At 56.8% G+C, this 19,185-nt stretch carries 17 protein-coding genes; 14 read left to right on the plus strand and 3 right to left on the minus strand.

The window, feature by feature from the left end:
* Position 1: 1 nt before the first annotated feature.
* Positions 2 to 1,468: a CmpA/NrtA family ABC transporter substrate-binding protein gene (locus IT893_RS16645; protein ID WP_064779856.1), complete on the minus strand. Its 1,467-nt coding sequence runs from the start codon at positions 1,466 to 1,468 to the stop codon at positions 2 to 4.
* A 211-nt stretch (positions 1,469 to 1,679) separates the two neighbouring features.
* Here IT893_RS16645 and IT893_RS16650 point away from each other — a divergent pair, with 211 nt between their 5' ends.
* From IT893_RS16650 to rbsK, 8 genes are all read left to right on the plus strand, one after another.
* Positions 1,680 to 3,626, plus strand: a complete 1,947-nt coding sequence (locus IT893_RS16650; RefSeq protein WP_064779857.1) for a sigma 54-interacting transcriptional regulator — start codon at positions 1,680 to 1,682, stop codon at positions 3,624 to 3,626.
* A gap of 105 nt (positions 3,627 to 3,731) precedes the next feature.
* Positions 3,732 to 3,926 (plus strand): twin transmembrane helix small protein, encoded by a 195-nt coding sequence (locus tag IT893_RS16655; RefSeq protein WP_008889168.1) that lies wholly within the window; start codon positions 3,732 to 3,734, stop codon positions 3,924 to 3,926.
* A gap of 46 nt (positions 3,927 to 3,972) precedes the next feature.
* Positions 3,973 to 4,545 (plus strand): cob(I)yrinic acid a,c-diamide adenosyltransferase, encoded by a 573-nt coding sequence (locus IT893_RS16660; RefSeq protein ID WP_197146046.1) that lies wholly within the window; start codon positions 3,973 to 3,975, stop codon positions 4,543 to 4,545.
* A gap of 252 nt (positions 4,546 to 4,797) precedes the next feature.
* A complete protein-coding gene (locus IT893_RS16665) occupies positions 4,798 to 5,547 on the plus strand; it encodes an electron transfer flavoprotein subunit beta/FixA family protein (protein WP_008889166.1) in 750 nt (249 codons plus the stop codon).
* 15 nt (positions 5,548 to 5,562) lie between these two features.
* Positions 5,563 to 6,498: an electron transfer flavoprotein subunit alpha/FixB family protein gene (locus IT893_RS16670; protein WP_197146047.1), complete on the plus strand. Its 936-nt coding sequence runs from the start codon at positions 5,563 to 5,565 to the stop codon at positions 6,496 to 6,498.
* Between the two features lie 68 nt (positions 6,499 to 6,566).
* The gene (locus tag IT893_RS16675) at positions 6,567 to 7,454 is read left to right on the plus strand and encodes a 3-hydroxybutyryl-CoA dehydrogenase (RefSeq protein WP_064779860.1); all 888 of its coding nucleotides are present in this window, start codon (positions 6,567 to 6,569) and stop codon (positions 7,452 to 7,454) included.
* A 160-nt stretch (positions 7,455 to 7,614) separates the two neighbouring features.
* A complete protein-coding gene (xylB, locus tag IT893_RS16680) occupies positions 7,615 to 9,081 on the plus strand; it encodes a xylulokinase (RefSeq protein ID WP_197146048.1) in 1,467 nt (488 codons plus the stop codon).
* A gap of 149 nt (positions 9,082 to 9,230) precedes the next feature.
* Entirely contained in the window at positions 9,231 to 10,154 is a 924-nt protein-coding gene (gene rbsK, locus IT893_RS16685; protein WP_197146049.1) for a ribokinase, read from the plus strand.
* 17 nt (positions 10,155 to 10,171) lie between these two features.
* On the opposite strand, the gene IT893_RS16690 is transcribed toward rbsK, so the two are convergent.
* On the minus strand, positions 10,172 to 10,732 hold the full coding sequence (locus tag IT893_RS16690) for a TlpA disulfide reductase family protein (RefSeq protein ID WP_197146050.1): 561 nt from the start codon (positions 10,730 to 10,732) through the stop codon (positions 10,172 to 10,174).
* Between the two features lie 31 nt (positions 10,733 to 10,763).
* Here IT893_RS16690 and argH point away from each other — a divergent pair, with 31 nt between their 5' ends.
* The 4 genes from argH (at position 10,764) to IT893_RS16710 (ending at position 16,231) form a co-directional block, all read left to right on the plus strand.
* A complete protein-coding gene (argH, locus tag IT893_RS16695) occupies positions 10,764 to 12,179 on the plus strand; it encodes an argininosuccinate lyase (protein ID WP_064779863.1) in 1,416 nt (471 codons plus the stop codon).
* On the plus strand, positions 12,176 to 12,322 hold the full coding sequence (locus IT893_RS16700; protein ID WP_197146051.1) for a lipoprotein: 147 nt from the start codon (positions 12,176 to 12,178) through the stop codon (positions 12,320 to 12,322). Before argH ends, IT893_RS16700 begins: the two co-directional genes overlap by 4 nt.
* Positions 12,319 to 13,590: a diaminopimelate decarboxylase gene (gene lysA, locus IT893_RS16705; RefSeq protein WP_197146052.1), complete on the plus strand. Its 1,272-nt coding sequence runs from the start codon at positions 12,319 to 12,321 to the stop codon at positions 13,588 to 13,590. The genes IT893_RS16700 and lysA overlap by 4 nt, the downstream gene beginning before the upstream one ends.
* A gap of 187 nt (positions 13,591 to 13,777) precedes the next feature.
* Positions 13,778 to 16,231 carry a DUF4175 domain-containing protein gene (locus tag IT893_RS16710; RefSeq protein WP_197146053.1) on the plus strand — a complete coding sequence of 818 codons (2,454 nt, stop codon included), beginning with the start codon at positions 13,778 to 13,780 and terminating at the stop codon, positions 16,229 to 16,231.
* A gap of 82 nt (positions 16,232 to 16,313) precedes the next feature.
* On the opposite strand, the gene IT893_RS16715 is transcribed toward IT893_RS16710, so the two are convergent.
* On the minus strand, positions 16,314 to 17,138 hold the full coding sequence (locus IT893_RS16715; RefSeq protein ID WP_083952689.1) for a DUF3426 domain-containing protein: 825 nt from the start codon (positions 17,136 to 17,138) through the stop codon (positions 16,314 to 16,316).
* Between the two features lie 350 nt (positions 17,139 to 17,488).
* Here IT893_RS16715 and ftsE point away from each other — a divergent pair, with 350 nt between their 5' ends.
* Positions 17,489 to 18,166, plus strand: coding sequence for a cell division ATP-binding protein FtsE (gene ftsE / locus IT893_RS16720; RefSeq protein ID WP_008889155.1), 678 nt, complete (start codon positions 17,489 to 17,491; stop codon positions 18,164 to 18,166).
* Positions 18,167 to 18,226: 60 nt separating this feature from the next.
* Entirely contained in the window at positions 18,227 to 19,129 is a 903-nt protein-coding gene (locus IT893_RS16725) for an ABC transporter permease (RefSeq protein ID WP_197146054.1), read from the plus strand.
* The last annotated feature ends 56 nt before the right edge of the window (positions 19,130 to 19,185 follow it).

Here is a 19,185-nt window from a genome sequence, read left to right on the forward strand (position 1 = left end):
ATCAGCTTACCCCTTTGCCGATGGCAAAGCTGTTGACATAGGCTTCAGGCTGATCGGGATCGAACGTCTTGCCCATGATGGTATAGCTTTTGTAAGTCTCGGTCGGCGCTTCATAGCCAAGCTCTTTCATGATCTTGGCGCAATCGCTCGCGACATAGACTTCTTCGGCGATCTTCTTGTAATCGACATCGCCCTCGATATAGCCCCAACGTTTCATCTGGGTCAGAATCCAGACACCCATCGAGTGCCACGGGAACGGATCGAAATCGATGCGATCCGGGACGTTTTTCACTTCGCCCAGACCATCGGCGTAACGGCCGGTCAAGACTTGCTCGATCACCGGAACCGGCTGGTTCAGATAGTTGGCCGGTGCGATGGCAGCCGAGATTTCCTTGCGGTTTTCCGCCTTGGCGGCGTACTGGGTCGCGTCCACGATGGATTTCAAAAGCGCGCCATAGGTGTTCGGAAGTTCTTCTGAAAACGCCTTGGAACATGCAAATGCACAGCACGGATGGCCTTCCCAGATATCTTTGGTCAGCGTGTGCAGGAAGCCGATCTTTTCCCAAACCGCACGCTGGTTAAACGGATCCGGTGACAGATAACCATCAAGGTTACCAGCACGCAGGTTTGCAACCATCTCGGGCGGCGGAACGACACGGATCTGGATGTCTTTATCCGGATCCAGGCCATGCTCGGCGACGTAATAACGCAGCAGGAAGTTGTGCATCGAATATTCGAACGGCACACCGAACTTGAAGCCCTTCCACTGCTTGGGATCACGTTTATCAAGGTGATCGTTATGCAGGACAATCGCCTGACCATTGATGTTTTCAACGGCCGGCATCAGGAACGGCGTTGCGGTCGAACCGGCCCCCATCGAAATCGCCAGCGGCATCGGGGTCAGCATGTGCGACGCGTCATATTCATTGTTCAATGACTTGTCACGCGCGACCGCCCAACCGGCTGTCTTGATGACATCAACATCAAGGCCGTATTTCTCATAAAAGCCCATCGGCTGGGCCATGATGATCGGCGTTGCGCAGGTGATCGGCACAAAGCCGATATTCAATTTGGATTTTTCCGGCGTGCCCAGATCATCAAGGATGGCCGCCTTGACCTTGTCGATTGGCAGGACCGAGGCAAGGGCTGCCATCATGGTGCTGCCACCGACCATCTTGGCAAACGAACGACGCGAAATATCGTTGTGACCAAACACCGAACGCACAATTGCGCTGTCGATGGCACGATCAAGCATTTCTTCGCTGCTTTCCGGCGTTTTGGCATCCATATCGCCCATATCACTATGGGCCGGCATGGTGGCCAAATCGTGTTTTACGCAATGGTCATGGTCTTTATGTGATGCATGTGTATGCCCATCTTTTGACGAACAGACATCACAGCCGCATGATTTGCTGTGACGCAGATCGGTATCGCCACTAAATGGATTGCCCAGACTTTTGACTGACATGTGATCACCCCCTGTGTTGTTACGCCGCCAGAAAGGCAGCACCAGATGTTCACAGTCCCTACAGCAACGGGCGTGCCATTTTGTGCAATGCGTCATTTTTCGTTGAAAACGCTGGACTCTTGCGCCTTTGAATGAGACGCTAGCCACATACGAAAAATCGTAATTCACGAAATATCGTAGTAAATATTACGATATTTCGTAGGAGTGTGTGATGAGGATCAGTGAAATCAATCCCCTACCGGTGATGATTGAAAACCTGCACTTGCAGGCATTGCTCGCCCACACCCATCCAACCTTGCTCATTCACCCCAAAACGGACCGGATTGTCTTCGCCAATCAGGCCGCTGCGAACCTGTTGGGGCGCAGCATCGAAGAACTTCTGGCAACCTCGATGAGTGCGCTGCACAAAGGTCAGGTGCCCAGTCTGGTCGTATTTAGCGAGGCCGCCTTTTATCACGGATTTGCCTGGACCCGCGGGCTGGACCTGACCCGTCCGGACGGCACGGAACTGAAACTCGAGCACGAAGCCCGGCCGCTCATTCTGGACGGCGAAGACTATCTGACCGTCACGATTTCCGATCTCGATGCCCGCCATCGTCGCGATGTGGACTCCGAGGCCGATGATTACCTTCGCGAAGGCATCGCCGAATGGCGCCGTGCCGAACGGTTTTTCCGCGAGATTGAACGCGAAAACCAGCTGATCCTGGGTGCCGCTGGCGAAGGCATTTACGGGGTTAACAGCGACGGCATCACGACATTCGTCAATCCGGCGGCCGAACGCATGTTGGGCTGGACGGCCGAGGAACTGGTTGGCCGCGAAATCCATTCGATCATCCACCATTCGCACGTCAATGGCGATCCCTATCACGCCGAACAATGCCCGATTTACAACGCGTTTCGCGAAGGCATCGTCAGGCGGGTTGATGACGAGGTCTTCTGGCGCAGCGACGGCAAACCCATCCGGGTGGAATATACCTCCACCCCGATCCGTGACCATGGGCTGGTGATCGGGGCGGTGATTGTTTTTCGCGACATCACCGAACGTAAAATTGCCGAGGAAAAGCTGCACGCCGCCCTTGCCGAGGTCGACCGGCTGCGTGAACGGCTGGAGCTTGAAAACGCCTATCTGCAGGAAGAAATCCTTTCAACCAACAACCACCATGAAATCATCGGCCAGTCCGATGCCATTCAGGGCGCACTCAAACAGATCGACCTTGTCGCGCCCACCGATGCCAACGTTCTGATCACTGGTGAATCCGGTACGGGCAAGGAACTGATTGCGCGCGCCATCCATCAGGCCAGCGCGCGATCCGATCGCGTTCTGGTGCGCGTGAACTGTGCTGCAATCCCGCATGAACTGTTTGAAAGCGAATTTTTCGGCCATGTCCGCGGTGCCTTTACCGGTGCCGTGCGTGATCGTGTCGGGCGGTTTGAATTGGCTGATGGCGGCACGCTATTTCTCGATGAAGTCGGGGAAATCCCGCTGGAACTTCAGGGCAAGTTGCTGCGTGTTTTGCAGGATCAGAAGTTCGAACGCATCGGCGAAGAACGCACACGCGAGGTCAATGTCCGCCTGATTGCCGCCACCAACCGCGACCTAAAGGAAGAAGTCCGTCAGGGACGTTTCCGCGAAGACCTGTATTTCCGTCTCAACGTTTTCCCGATTGAATGCCGCCCCTTGCGCGAACGGCCCGACGATATCCCGCCGCTTGCATCGCACTTCCTGCGCAATATCTGTCAGCGTCTTAATATCGCCCAGCCGACACTCACCAAGGGGCAAGTCCGCACCCTGCAAAACTATGGCTGGCCGGGGAATGCGCGTGAACTGGAAAACGTCATCGAACGCGCTGCGATCCTGGCCCATGACGGCAAGCTTCATTTCGACCTGCCCGAACAGGGCGGGCGCGACAGCCGCAAATTAGCAGCGCCGACGACAGAGCCCGACAGCAAACCTGAAAAAACCGTACTGACCCGGGGTGAGCTGCGCCAGACTGAATATGACAACATCATCCATGCGCTGACCATGACCAAGGGCAAGGTGTTTGGGGAAAATGGTGCGGCCGCCCTTCTCGATATCAAACCAACCACGCTGGCCTCGCGTATCAAGAAATTCAAAATCGACCGTCGCAGCTTTGCGGCAAACGAAACCATCGACTAATTGCCAAAATTGCCATCGTCTGGTTGCCTGTTGCGTGCATTTGGCGCAGCATGTCGCCGCCGGGCGGGGTATAAGGCAGCAGGCAGAAACAGGGAAGAAACAGGAATGGCTGGTTTTTTACAGATTGGTGTTTTGCTTGCGATGGCAGCTGTCGCTGGGGTCCTGATCATGGGCATCGTTTCGATGGCACGCGGCAAGGATGCGCGCAAACAAAACAAACTGATGCAAATGCGCGTCCTTTTGCAGGGCCTGGCCCTGTTGCTACTTTTCATTCTGTCGCTGATGGCGGTCGGTTCCTAAGCCAGGCATACGCCTTGAACACACAAACCAGGATTACGGACGGCACATGGTTCAACTGACTCGTATCTATACAAAATCCGGTGACAAGGGCAAAACCGCCCTTGGCAATGGCACGCGCGTTGCCAAAAATGATGTGCGCGTAGAGGCCTATGGCACCGTTGATGAAACCAATGCCGTGATTGGTGTCGCCCGCCTGCATGCGGACGGCAACGTCGATGAGATGCTGGCCCGAATCCAGAACGATCTTTTCGATCTGGGGGCTGATCTGTGCACACCCGGCGATGGCAGCGACGATAACCCCGAACGGCCCGCCCTTCGCATCACCGCCAAGCAAACCGAACGCCTAGAGGCCGAGATCGATCAGATCAACGAAGCCCTTGATCCACTAAAATCCTTTGTCCTGCCCGGTGGCAGTGCGCTTTCGGCACAGCTACATGTCGCGCGCACCGTTTCGCGCCGGGCCGAACGCCTTATCGTCGAACTGGCCGGGATCGAGAAGATCAATCCCGAGGCCGTGCGCTATATCAACCGGCTGTCAGACCACATGTTTGTTCTGGCCCGCCACGCCAATAATGGCGGCAAGGATGATGTTCTCTGGAAGCCCGGGCTGACCCGATAAACTGACGTGATAACAAGATTATCGGACAAAATCCTTGTTCCCTTGCGGATTTTTGCCGTATCAAGACGGCGAAGGGCATCAAGATTTTCGTGAAGTAGTTGTCGTTAACGTCAACACCTTTACGTAAATTGACAACCTGCGTAGCACTACCTATTGTGCGTCGCGGGGAAAACATTACCATGCGGGCCAACGCAAACTGCCTTGGCAGGGAGCAAACCCGCAGTTTCGACAACAAAAACGAACAGGTCTGTCATGAAGGTTCTTGTCGCCGTTAAGCGCGTTGTGGATTACAACGTCAAGATCCGTGTCAAACAGGACCAGTCTGGCGTTGAGTTGAACAACGTTAAGATGTCCATGAACCCGTTTGACGAAATCGCCGTTGAAGAGGCCATCCGCCTCAAGGAAGCGGGCACCGCCACCGAAGTGGTTGCTGTGTCGCTCGGCGTTAAACAGTGCCAGGAAACCCTGCGCACGGCCCTCGCCATGGGTGCCGATCGCGGCATTCTGGTTGAAACCGAGGACGAACTCCAGCCGCTGGCTGTTGCAAAGCTTCTGAAAGAAGTCGTTGCCAAGGAAAGCCCGGATCTCGTGATCCTCGGCAAACAGGCAATTGACGATGACGCCAACCAGACCGGTCAGATGCTGGCCGCGCTGCTGGATTGGCCGCAGGGCACCTTCGCGTCCAAGGTTGTCGTTGCTGACGGCAAACTTGATGTCACGCGTGAAATCGACGGTGGTCTTGAAACCATCAAGATTGATCTTCCGGCAATCGTTACCACCGACCTGCGCCTCAACGAGCCGCGTTATGCGTCGCTGCCGAACATCATGAAAGCCAAGAAAAAGCCGCTCGATACCCTGAGCCCGGCCGACCTTGGTGTTGATACCGCGCCGCGCCTGAAAACCCTGAAAGTTTCCGAACCGGAAGCACGTCAGGCAGGTGTCAAAGTTGCCGACGTCGCAGAGCTTGTCGACAAGCTCCGCAACGAAGCAAAAGTAATCTAAGCGGGGATCAATCAAATGAGCATTCTTGTTATTGCCGAACACGACAATACCGAACTGAAGGGTGGCACGCTTAACACCGTTGCTGCTGCTCAGAAAATCGGTGGCGACATCACCGTTCTCGTGGCTGGCGAAGGCTGCAAGGCCGTTGCCGAAGCTGCTGCCAAGGTCGAAGGTGTCTCCAAGGTTCTCCTCGCAGACAACGCAGCCTATGGCCATTTCCTTGCGGAAAACATGGCGGGTCTGGTTGGTGAACTGGCGGGCGATTACAGCCACATTCTCACCTCGGCTTCTTCGACGGGCAAAAACTTCATGCCGCGCGTTGCTGCCAAAAAAGACGTCGCACAGATTTCCGACATCACCGATGTTGTCGATGCCGATACCTTTGTGCGTCCGATCTATGCCGGTAACGCCATGGCAACCGTGCAGTCGGCAGACGCACTCAAACTGATCACTGTCCGTACCACCGGCTTTGATCCGGTCGCCGCCGAAGGCGGTTCTGCATCCATCGAAGACGTTGCTGTTGCATCCGATGCCGGCAAGTCGACCTTCGTAGGTCAGGAACTGACCGAGTCGGAACGTCCGGAACTCACCGCTGCAAGCATCGTCATCTCTGGCGGTCGTGGCATGGGTTCAGGTGAAAACTTCCACCTGATCGAACCGATTGCCGACAAACTCGGCGCTGCGATTGGCGCTTCTCGCGCTGCGGTTGATGCGGGCTATGCCCCCAACGACTGGCAGGTCGGCCAGACCGGCAAAGTTGTTGCACCGCAGCTATACATTGCTGTAGGCATTTCGGGTGCTATTCAGCACCTTGCCGGCATGAAGGACAGTAAGGTCATTGTCGCGATCAACAAGGACGAAGAAGCGCCGATCTTCTCGGTAGCGGATTACGGACTTGTCGGTGACCTGTTCGAGGCCCTTCCCGCTCTGGCGAGCGAACTCGACAAATAATCTGATCCCCTTTAGGGTCAAGGCAACGCATACTCTTGTTTTGACCCTTGGGGACGAGTGGGGAACAAATGGCTTCGTTGGAAGATATCAAAACCATTGGCGTAATCGGCGCCGGTCAGATGGGCAATGGTATTGCGCATGTGATCGCACTGGCCGGTTACGACGTCCGAATTCTCGACATCTCGCAAGATGCCCTTGATAAGGCCATCGGCGTGATGGAAAAGAACATGGACCGTCAGGTCAAAAAAGAGATCATTACCGCAGCGCAAAAAGATGCGGCTTTGAAACTGATCTCAACCGGAACGGAATATACCTTCCTGTCTGACTGTGACCTGGTCATCGAAGCGGCAACCGAGAACGAAGAGATCAAGAAACAGATCTTCAAGGCTCTGTGCCCGGTGCTCGGCCCGGAAGCGATCATCGCGACCAACACCTCTTCGATTTCGGTCACCCGTCTGGCGTCCTATACCGACCGCCCGGCGAAGTTCATGGGCATGCACTTCATGAACCCGGTGCCGCTGATGAAACTGGTGGAACTGATCCGTGGTATTGCCACGGACGAAACCACCTATCGCACCATTCATGAACTGACCAAAAAGCTCGGAAAGGACACGGCAAGCGCCGAAGATTTCCCGGCCTTTATCGTCAACCGTATCCTGCTTCCGATGATCAACGAGGCGATCTACACCCTTTACGAAGGCGTGGGGAATGTCGAGTCCATCGATACCGCGATGCGTCTGGGTGCGAACCATCCGATGGGCCCGCTGCAACTGGCAGACTTTATTGGTCTCGATACCTGCCTGTCGATCATGCATGTCCTGCATGATGGTCTGGCCGATACCAAGTATCGCCCGTGCCCGCTTCTGGTCAAATATGTCGAAGCCGGATGGCTTGGCCGCAAGGCTGGCCGTGGCTTCTATGACTATAGCGGCGACGAACCGACCCCGACCCGCTAAGCGGTTGCACGCCAGGACTGGCGTTACGACATCAAAGCCGCTGCCCCGCAGCGGCTTTTTTTGTTGCAATCCACTGCCCAACCATCTGGAATAGACCTTGCTCTAACCCGCACAATCATGATGTCGGGAAAAATCAAACGGTTCTGGAGGCCGTCCGAACATGTATCTCGGAATTGATGTCGGCACATCGGCAGTCAAGGCACTACTGATTGACGAAAACTCGGTCACCCTTGCCGAGGCTGATGTCCCTTTACGCGTTTCCAGCCCCAAACCGTTCTGGAGCGAACAAAACCCCACCGACTGGTGGGACGCAACCTTGCGCGCCATCGATGACTTGCACCGCCAAAACCCGACGGCAATTGCCGCAACCCGTGCAATCGGTCTGTCGGGTCAGATGCATGGTGCGACATTGCTGGGCGCGGATGACAAGCCACTTCGCCCGGCGATCCTGTGGAATGATGGTCGCGCCACCCGCGAATGCGCTGAACTTGATGCCGCCCTGCCCGATCTTGGCCAACAGGCGGGCGTTGCCACCATGTCGGGCATGACGGCGCCCAAACTGATCTGGCTGCAAAAACACGAACCGGATGTCTTTGCCAAAATCAAAACCATCCTGCTGCCCAAGGATTACATCCGCTTTTGCCTCTCAGGCGATAAGGCCACCGAAATGTCGGATGCGGCGGGCACGCTTTGGCTTGATGAACAAAGCCGAAGCTGGAACCAAAGTGCGATCGAAGCCTGTGGTTTGACCCGCGATCAACTGCCGCATCTGGTCGAGGGATCGGATATCACAGGTACGCTGCGCGCAACATTGGTCGACCGTTGGGGCATGCGGGACGACGTCATCATTGCCGGGGGTGGCGGTGATGCGGCAACCGGTGGCATCGGGGTCGGGGCGGTTTCCCATGGCGATGGCTTCATTTCGCTGGGCACCTCGTCGCAGATCTTTGTCGCCTCGGACAAATACCGTCCCAAGCCCGAAGAACTGCTGCACAGCTTTGCCCACGCCATCCCGGACCACTGGTTCCAGATGGCGGTCCTGCTTAACGGGGCCAGTTGCCTGAAATGGGCGGCCGACCTTCTGGGCGAGGCCGACATTACCGCATTGCTCAACCGGGTCGAGGCCCAACACGACGCCCCATCTGATATCCTGTTCCTGCCCTACCTCAACGGCGAACGCACCCCACACAACAATCCGCATGCCCGGGGCGTATTCTTTGGTCTGGGCAGCGATACGGACCGCGAAACCATGGTTCAGGCGGTGCTCGAAGGGGTCGGCTTTGCCCTCCGCGATGCCAAGTCCCGCCTGCACAAGGCCGGAACCCAGTGCGACCTGCCCGGCGTGATCGGCGGCGGTGCCCGCAGTCGCTACTGGATCAAGATGATCGCCGACATCCTGGGCAAGCCACTTGCCCGCTATGAAGGCGCGACCAAGGGCCCGGCCTTTGGTGCCGCCCGACTGGCCCGTCTGGCCCTGACCAAGGAACCGGTTGCAGACGTTTGCGTCAAACCCGCAATCGAAGAAGTGATTGAACCTGACCTAACCCGCCATGATGCCTACCAGCCGCGCTTTGCCAAATTCCAGCGCATTTACGCTGCATTGTCAGACGAATTCACCCCTGACTGACCGTCTGATCGCCTGATCAGACGGACCGGCTGCAACGCGGATCCATAACATTTTGATGATCTCGATAGATTTTGGCGACATCGCCCTTTAAACCCCTGATCTGAGAACAACATTAACTTAGTGGAATTCATTTATAAACGCGGACGATTATGACGATTGCAGTTGTTGGAAGCTCGAACTTTGATTTTGCGGCCCGTGTGGCGAAGCTTCCTGTTCGGGGACAAACGGTTTCCTCCCGGGCTTACAAGACCGGACCGGGCGGCAAAGGATGCAATCAGGCACTTGCCGTCGCCAGACTTGGCGTTTCCCCTGTGTTCATCTCCAAGCTTGGCGATGACATGTTGGGCAAACAACTGATCGAAACCCTTGCCACCGAGGGGCTGGATACCACCAACCTGATCGTCGCCGACGAAGCACAAACCGGCATTGCCCTGATCTCGATCGATGAGGCGGGTGAAAACATGATCACGGTCGTGGGCGGGGCCAACATGACCATGACCCGAAACGACCTTCATGAAAAACAGGAACTCCTGCGCAACTGCGACTATCTGCTGTTGCAGCTTGAATGTCCGGTGGTGGCCATTGACTGCGCGATCAAATATGCCCGCGAAGGCAATGCAAAGGTCATTCTTGACCCGGCCCCGGTCGCCGATCTGGTCGTCATGCGCGACCTGTTGGCCCTGACCCATATCGTCACCCCGAACCAAAGCGAATGCTTGGCCCTCACCGGCATTGATCCGGTGGATGAGGCCACCGCCCGTGCCGCCAGCATCAAGCTGCATGACATGGGCCCGGAAACCGTCATCATCAAAATGGGCGGCGATGGTGCGTTCTATTCATCGGGTGGGCAAACCGGCATGGTTCCGGGCTTTGTGGTCAACACGGTTGATACGGTCGGAGCTGGCGATTGCTTCAACGCTGGCTTGGCCGTCGCCCTGCATGGTGGTCAGCCGCTCAAGGATGCCGTGCGCTTTGCCTGCGCCACCGGTGCGCTTTCCACCACCAACAATGGCGCAGCCGAGGCCGCACCCCGCCTTGCCGATGTTCTGTCGCTGATCGAAGGCAACGCCTAAGACCGTGTCAGTTGGGCTCAGGACGTCTGATCAATCAACTGATCGAAATAGGTGATGACCTCTGGCGCATCCCAACGCGCAATGCCTTCAAGCTTGCCGCGCAAATCACCCTTGGCGTCATAGACAAAACTGGTCGGAAGGCCGCGTGCCCCCATCTGGCGCGCAATCGCACCACGCGGATCAAGAACGATATCAAGGTTCTCGATTCCATTGGTTTCAAAGAATTCGCGGACCGCATCGGCCCCACCGCGGTCCTGACTAAGGGCCAGAACCCGGAACGGCTTATCGGCCATCTCGACCGCCAACTGATCAAGTTCGGGCATTTCCTTGACGCACGGCACGCACCAGGTCGCCCACAGATTGACCAGAACAACCTGTCCTTTCAGGCTGTTAAAGGCGACCTCATTGCCATTTTCATCGACAAACGCCAGATCTTCGGGCAAAGAACCCCCATCCGATGGCATGACCATCTTTGAAAGTTCTTGCGGTAATTGCGTATCAGCAAAGGCAGGGGTTGCATAAATGCCCGAGATGGCGACAATCACGCCAAGTTTTACGTAACGAAGCAATGCTTTCACAACACCCACCTTTCCAAGACTGCGGATCACGATGACCGATCAAAACGCCACTGACCAGAAAAACGCAAACTCCCTTTGGGGCGGCCGCTTCGAAGCAGGCCCGTCAGCCATCATGGAAGAAATCAACGCTTCCATCGGTTTTGACAAACGCCTTTACGCCCAGGACATTCAGGGCTCCAAGGCCCACTGCGCCATGCTGGTCAAGCAGAACATCATTCCTGCTGAAGATGGCGAAAAGATCACCAACGGTCTAGACCAGATTCTTCAAGAAATCGAGAGCGGCGAGTTCAAATTCTCCGCCGCCCTTGAAGACATCCACATGAATGTCGAAAGCCGCCTGCGCGAATTGATCGGCCCGGCGGCTGGTCGGCTGCATACCGCACGTTCACGCAATGATCAGGTCGCGACCGACTTCAAACTCTGGGTCCGTGACGTTGCACTTGGCGATCTTGAGGTCGGCCTCAAAGGCCTTCAGGAAGCCCTGATTGCACAGGCTGAAACCCATGCTGAGACCATCATGCCGGGCTTCACCCACCTGCAGGCCGCCCAGCCGGTCACCTTTGGTCATCATCTTCTGGCCTATGTCGAAATGTTTGGCCGTGATCGCGGGCGTGTTGCCGATTGCCGCACCCGTATCAACGAAAACCCGCTAGGCTCAGCCGCCCTTGCTGGCACACCCTATCCGATTGACCGTCATATGACGGCAACTGCGCTTGGCTTTGATCGCCCGACGGCGAACTCGCTCGATGCGGTATCGGATCGTGACTTTGCGCTTGAATACCTTAATGCCGCATCGATTGCTGCCATGCATCTGTCGCGCTTGGCCGAAGAAATGGTCATCTGGTGTTCGGCCCAGTTCCGCTTTATCGGCATGTCTGACAAGTTTTCGACCGGCTCATCGATCATGCCGCAAAAACGCAACCCGGATGCGGCGGAACTGATCCGCTCCAAGATCGGGCGTATTGTTGGCTGCTATAACGGTTTGATGCTGTCGATGAAGGGGCTGCCACTGGCCTATTCCAAGGACATGCAGGAAGACAAGGAACCGGTCTTCCAGGCCCATGACCATCTTGGTCTGTGCGTTGCGGCCATGACCGGCATGATCGCCGACATGAAGGTCTTTGCCGATAATATGCGTGCCGCTGCCGGTGCGGGTTACACCACCGCCACCGACCTTGCCGACTGGCTGGTTGCCGAACTTGGCATGCCATTCCGTGATGCGCATCACGTGGTTGGCGCGACCGTGAAGCTTGCCGAAACCAAGGGCTGCGACCTTGATCAGCTGTCGCTTGAAGACCTGCAGGGCATCGAACCCAAGATCACCAATGCGGTTTATGATGTGCTGACAGTCGAGGCATCGGTTGCCGCCCGCCAAAGCTTTGGCGGCACCGCCCCGGTCCGGGTCAAGGAATCCGTTGCGGCGGCAAAGGAAAGGTTCCTCAAATGAACAGTAACCTGTTGAAACGCGGCACCATTGTTGCGCTTGCCATCATGTTGGGGCTTTCCGTTGCGGCGTGCGGCAAAAAAGGCCCGCTCGAACCGCCGACCGACAAAGGTTATGAATATCCAAGGGATTACCCGGCCCAATGAACCATTTTGAATATATCAACAGCGAACTTTACGCCGAAGGCGTCTCGATCCGGGAAATGGCTGACAAGGTCGGAACCCCGTTCTTCTGCTATTCGACCGCGACACTGGAACGCCATTACAAGGTCTATGCCGACGCATTTGACGGCCTTGATGCCACCGTGTGCTTTGCCGTTAAGGCAAACTCCAATCAGGCAGTCCTGAAAACACTCGCCAATCTTGGTGCGGGTGCGGACGTTGTTTCGGTTGGCGAAATGCGCCGTGCGTTGCGTGCGGGCATGCCCCCGGCAAAGATCATCTTTTCCGGGGTTGGCAAGGCCGATGCCGAAATGCGCGAAGCCCTTGACGCCGACATTGCCCAGATCAATGTCGAAAGCATCCCCGAACTGGTTGAGCTGAACCGTGTTGCCATCGACATGGGCAAAAAGGCGCGCATTGCGCTGCGCGTCAACCCGCATGTCGATGCCAAAACCCACGAAAAGATCGCGACCGGCAAGGCTGAAAACAAATTCGGCATCGACTGGACCCGCGCGATCGAGGTTTACCGCGAAGCCGCCGCCATGGACGGCATCGAGGTTACCGGGATCGCCATGCATATCGGCTCCCAGTTGACCGACCTTGCCCCCTTCCGCGAGGCATTTACACGTCTGGCCGGTCTGGTTGAACAGTTGCGATCTGAGGGCATCGATATCCGCAATCTTGATCTCGGTGGCGGGCTTGGCATTGCCTATCAGGGTGAAACGCCGCCGCTTCCCGATGCCTATGGTCAGATGGTGCGCGAAACCGTCGGCCATCTTGGCTGCCACATCACGCTGGAACCGGGCCGTTTGATTGCCGGCAATGCCGGGATCATGGTATCGCGCGTCATGTATATCAAAGATGGCGAAGCCAAACGCTTTGTCATTCTTGATGCCGCGATGAACGACCTGATCCGCCCGACACTGTATGGCGCCTATCACGAAATCATCCCGGTCGATGAACAGACTGACGGTGACAAGCAGGTCAAGGTTGATGTGGTCGGCCCGGTTTGCGAAACCGGTGACACATTTGGCAAGGACCGCGACCTTCCTGATGACCTAAAGGCCGGTGATCTGGTCGCTGTCATGTCGGCGGGGGCCTATGGCGCGGTCATGTCATCGACCTACAACACCCGTGCGCTGACACCCGAAGTACTGGTCAAGGGCAACAACTTTGCCATCGTCCGCCCGCGTCAGGAAATTGACGATCTGATCAATATGGATCTGGTCCCCTCCTGGCTCAGCAACGCATAAGACCGGCATTTCGTTTCGGCTTTTAACGCTTTCGGGGCGGCTGGCCATTTGTCAGCCGCCCTTTTATTTTGCCCAATCCCGTCGAATTGCTTGACCCGCCCTGCCAAAAGACCAAGCTTTAAAGAAGCGGGTTGTGCCAGAATGCCGGATACAACGCGCAATATGTCGGCAAGCAGGGCTCAAAGGCATGTCGTTGATACCACCTTATCCCAAGATGGAACGCCATGTGCGCAAGACGCGCTTGGTGATGGTGTGGGAATCTGTCTGGCCCTGTCTGATCCCGGCCCTTTCGATCGGGCTTTTGGTCGTGGGTCTGACCCTGACCGGAACGTTTGAACTTCTGCCTGCCACCGGGCACATCATGTTGCTGTCTGTCCTGTCGGTCGCGGTCATGGTTGCCGTGGTCGCCCCGTGGCGCAATTTCAAAATGCCCACGCGCCGGGACGTCCTGCACCGGATCGAGGTGGACAACCATCTTGATAACAACCCGCTGCAAAGCCTTGAAGATCACGTCCCCGAAACCGACGACCCACTGACCAGCTACCTCTGGCAGCGTCAACTGGGCCTGCATGAAGCCGCACTGGCAAAGCTCCGACTGTCGCGCCCCCTGCCCGCGATCACCCGCGTCGACCGCTTTGGCCTGACCGCCATTCCTGTGTTGCTGGTGTTTGTCGGCCTGATGACCGGCCTTGACCATGCCGAGGAACGCTTTTCAAAGGCCTTCAGCCCGCTTCAGCGCCTTGGTGCGGCCGACTTCAGCGCGACCCTTTGGGTCACCCCACCGGCCTATACCGGGCAAATACCCCGCATCTTACAGTTCAGTGCCCTGTCCGATACCGATGCCTCAGGTGCTCGCCAATCCGAAAACGCAGGTAATGCGACCTCTGACAAGACCAGCGACGTCATCACTGTTCAGGTCCCGGCGGGATCGACCCTTGATGGCAGCATCACAAGCATCTGGGAGCCGACCCTGACCACCCCGACCGGCACGCAATCCTTTACCGAGGGGGCTGAGAACAGCTATGTGCTGTCCACCGCCATTGACCAGCCGGGCCAATGGCGCATATCGGTCTGGGGCAATGATCGGCTGACCCTTGATATCGAATTGCTGGCCGATAATGTGCCAAGCTTGTCCTTCGTCAGTCCGCCAACCATCACCCGGCGCGATCACGTGCGCCTTGATTACGTTGCCAGTGATGATTATGGCCTCGCCAGTCTTGATCTGGTGATCACGCCTGCGGCCGAGGACGGCACGATCAAACAATATGGCCCGATTGATCAGGTGGTAATTGATCTCAAGGGCGACGCCGCTGGCGTTACAAGCAGTGCCGGTGCCATGCCGACCCGCATCGAAGGCCCGCGCTTTATTGATCTTGTCGCCCATCCCTGGGCGGGCTTGCCGGTCAATATCCAGATGGTATCAAACGATAACGCCGATCAGCGCGCCGAAAGCGATATCCGTTCCCTGATGCTGCCCGAACGGGAATTCAGCCATCCGGTGGCGCAAAAGCTGATTGATATCCGGCGTGGTTTGCTGCGCTATCCAGACCGGGCGCTAGAAATGCATCAGGCGCTGTTGCCGATCCTGTTCGCCCCGCAGGCCTTTAACGGCCATCTTGGTGTGTTCCTGACCCTTTCCGTGGCCGAAAGCAGGTTGGCATCGAACCTGCAAAACCGCGCCACCCATCAGGATGTCGCAGGCCTTCTGTGGCATGTCGCCGAGGAGATCGAGCGTGGTTCCTACGGCATTGCCGAACGCAACCTGATGGAGGCCGAGGAACGCCTGCTGGAGGCCCTTGCCAACCCCGATGTCACCGAAAGCGAAATTGCCCGCCTGATTGAAGAATATCGTCAGGCGCTGAATGAATATCTTGCCGCCATGATGCGCGAAAGCCCGGAACAGGCCGAAGAAGAACTCCCGCCCGGCAGTGCGACACTTGAACAACAGGACCTGTCACGCATCATCGATCAGATCGATGCCCTGATGCGTGCCGGTGCGCGTGATCAGGCCCGCCAGTTGATCGATCGTCTGCGCGAACTGGTCGAAAACATGCAGGTCACCACCGGTCAGGGCGGCATGGATATCACATCGACCCTGCGCGAAATGCTGGACGGCATGCGCGATCTGTCGCGCCGTCAGCAGGACCTGATGAATGAAGGCGACAATGCCTCCACCCAGAACGGCAATGGCCCGCGTGCAAACCAGCAACAGGGCCTGGCCGACGATGCCGGTGAAATCCTCAACGATCCCGGTCTTGGCCAGTTTGGCGATGTCAGCGGCATGAATTCGGTGATTGATGCCATGCGCGGCGCGGCAGAGGCACTTGGCAACAACCGATCGCACGAGGCCCTGCAATATCAGCGACAAGCCATGGATGCCCTGCAACAGGGCATTGGCGAAATCAGCCGTGCGCTTGAAGGGCTCAGCCAGCTCGCCCCGATGCTCGAAGACCTCGAAGGGTCCGGGCGCCGTGATCCGCTGGGCCGGCCCGTCGGTGGCGATGGCACCACCACCATTCCGGATGTGAATACGCTCGAACGGGCCTGGCGCATCTTGCAGGAGCTCCGCCGCCGGTCCGGTGATCCCGAACGCCCGGAGATCGAACAGGAATATATCGACCGCTTGCTCAAACGGTTCTGAGTGGTCACTGAAACCCCCAAAACAAAAAAGGCAGCACGCGTTGTGCTGCCTTTCTCATAATCAGGGTGTTTGCGCGAACCGCTTAGGGCTCAACCGCCTCGCGCGGGTCAAGGAAGGTGACCTGCAGGCGGGTCGCCGTCGGGTTCGGACGCCGGATCTTGGTTTCGACTTCCATGCTTTCGCCAACCGGTAGCATCTGTTGCACCATTGGCATTTCCGCACCGGACTGAACCAGCGATTCATCATAAATCAGCGGCACCTTCTTGCGCTGGACCACACGATCAAGCGGATCAAGAAGCTCGATCAGAAGGTAAGGAAGCGCACGCGGTTCTTCACTGATATTGACGATCTCGGCGCGAACAACAAGAACGTCAACGCCGTCCTCTTCTTCGCGGGTCGGCGGCAATTCGCGGATATCAAGGCCTTCGCCGACATGCGGCACATCAAGCCCCACCATGTCATAGACCTTGGCAATCGGCGGCCACAGTTCGATGATCTGATCCTTGGCGAAATAGCCGCCCGCACCAATCCCGCCCAACACCAGCAGGAAGATGATCCAGCCAACAATGCCCTTTTTCTTTTTGGGCTCCGGCTTTGGATTGTTGCGAATCAGCTGCTGGGGAATCGGGGGCGGATCGGGGATCTTGTCGGCTTCTTCAAAGCCCGGATCAACCGGCCCACCGCCCATCTGATCTGCATTGAAATCAGCCCCCAGCGAGCCTTCCTCGTTAAACGGGGCCGGGATATCACTTTCGGGTGCTGGTGCCGGAGCTGGCTTCTTTGCGCCAGGCGGGTCCTGATGCCAGCTATTGCCGCAGCTTTTACAGCGCACGGTTCGGCCTTTCGGACCGATTGCTTCTGTTTTAACTGAGTATTTCTTTGAACACTCTGGGCAAGTAATGATCATTGCAAACCTGGCATATCGATGACGGCGGCATCAAACACGGGGGAAGGCGTGAAACTGTCTGCGACTGACGGTCCCCCTGTGCCGTCAGTGAAGCCTTACACTATATGTAAATAGCGGCGATTTAACAGACTGTTAAGCAGAGATAACAGAAGCTGCCCGGATTTGGGTATCAAACCTCTGGCTGATCGGGCTGTTAATGGTATCCAAAATAGACGACAAACCGTCCAAACCGGTTAATTCATTTTCGATATTGTCACGACAAGGCTACTTTCCAACCCTGTCGGATCATGACGAAAGCCGATATAAACACCGATGTATCAACCGTCATTCGCCCAGATGGAGCAAGAATTTTGACCGACGTTGTCAGTTTCAGGAATGTCGGAGTCCGGTATGAATCCGGGCCGGAAATCCTGCGCGACCTTAATTTTACGCTCGGTCGCGGCAGTTTTCATTTCCTGACCGGGGCATCGGGCGCGGGCAAGTCGACATTGATGCGACTTTTATTTTTGGCATTGCGCCAGACACGCGGCGAAATTTCGATCTTTGGACGCGATAATATCCGCATCCCGCGCGAAGAACTGCCGGCGATTCGCCGCAAGATCGGCGTGGTGTTTCAGGATTTCCGGCTGATCAATCATCTGACGACCTTCGAAAACGTCGCCCTGCCGCTGCGTGTTGCCGGTGTCGAAGACCTGCAGATTCGCAAAAACGTCACCGAACTTCTCGAATGGGTCGGGCTTGGCGATCACATCAACGCAGTGCCATCGCGCCTGTCCGGCGGGCAGCAACAGCGCGTTGCCATCGCACGCGCCGTCATTGGCCGCCCCGCCCTGCTTCTGGCCGATGAGCCGACCGGGAACGTCGATGATCGAATCGCCATGCGATTGCTCTATCTGTTTGAAGAGCTCAACAAACTCGGCACCACCGTTCTGATCGCAACCCACAACCGGCAACTTGTCCGGCGGTTTGGCCATACCCAATGGCTGCTCGAAGGTGGTACCTTGCACGACGTCACCAACAGCGGCTGAAACCCGACACACCAAGTCCAAGCTTCGTAAACACGGGATCAACAGGACCAACACACGATCATGGCATTTCGCGCACCTCCATCGCACCTCCCTCTTGAAAGCGATTCGTCCTCGCGCTTTTTGCCGAGCATCGTCGCCCTGATGGTTGCGCTCCTGACCTTTTCTATCGTCGGGCTTGCTGCCCTGCATGACAGTGTCGGCCAATGGTCCGGCCAGATCGAAGGCAGCCTGTCGATCCAGGTCCCCCCGACCGAACTTGCCAACCGATCCCCCGCCGAACGTGAAGCCGCCCTGCAAGGCACGGTCGATAGCATCATCGAACAGGTTTCCACCCTGCCCGGCATCGCCCGGATCGAGGAACTCAGCCCCGATACCATGGCAGCCCTGCTTGAACCCTGGCTGGGCCCGGATGAAGTCATCAGCGAACTGCCCATTCCGCGCATTATCGAAGTCACCCCCGAAACCGGGTTTAACTTTGATGCGCTCGAAAGCCGCCTTGGCGTCATCGCGCCCGAAGCCGTGCTTGATGATCATCGCATCTGGATTGAACGCATTGCCGATGTCGCCTTTTCGGTTGAACTGGCATTGGCCCTTTTGATTGTTGTGCTGTTTGGTGCGACCATGCTCTCGGTGGTGTTTGCCACCAGATCAGGGCTTTCGATCCATCATCGCATCATTGAATTGCTGCATCTGATCGGGGCACAGGATGGATATATCGCCAGTCAGTTCGGCCGCCATAATCGACGCCTTGCCTTCTTTGGCGCACTGATCGGTCTTTTGATCGCGCTACCGGTTTCCGCCTTGATTGGTTGGCTTGGATTGCGCGCTGGCTGGCCGGTACCGTCACTGGTTCTTAGCCCGACCTTTGTTGGCCTGATCGTCGCCATTCCGTTTATTGTCGCATTGGTGGCGGGCATCACCGCCAACCGAACTGTGCTTCGTGTCCTACACCGGATGTTGTAACCCGCTCACGGTCTTCGTATAGTCGGTTGTTACCACTTCCCTTTTGGGATCATGGC

Origin of the sequence: Thalassospira sp. A40-3 (assembly GCF_015871485.1) — a bacterium.
GTDB classification, from domain to species: Bacteria; Pseudomonadota; Alphaproteobacteria; order Rhodospirillales; family Thalassospiraceae; genus Thalassospira; species Thalassospira tepidiphila.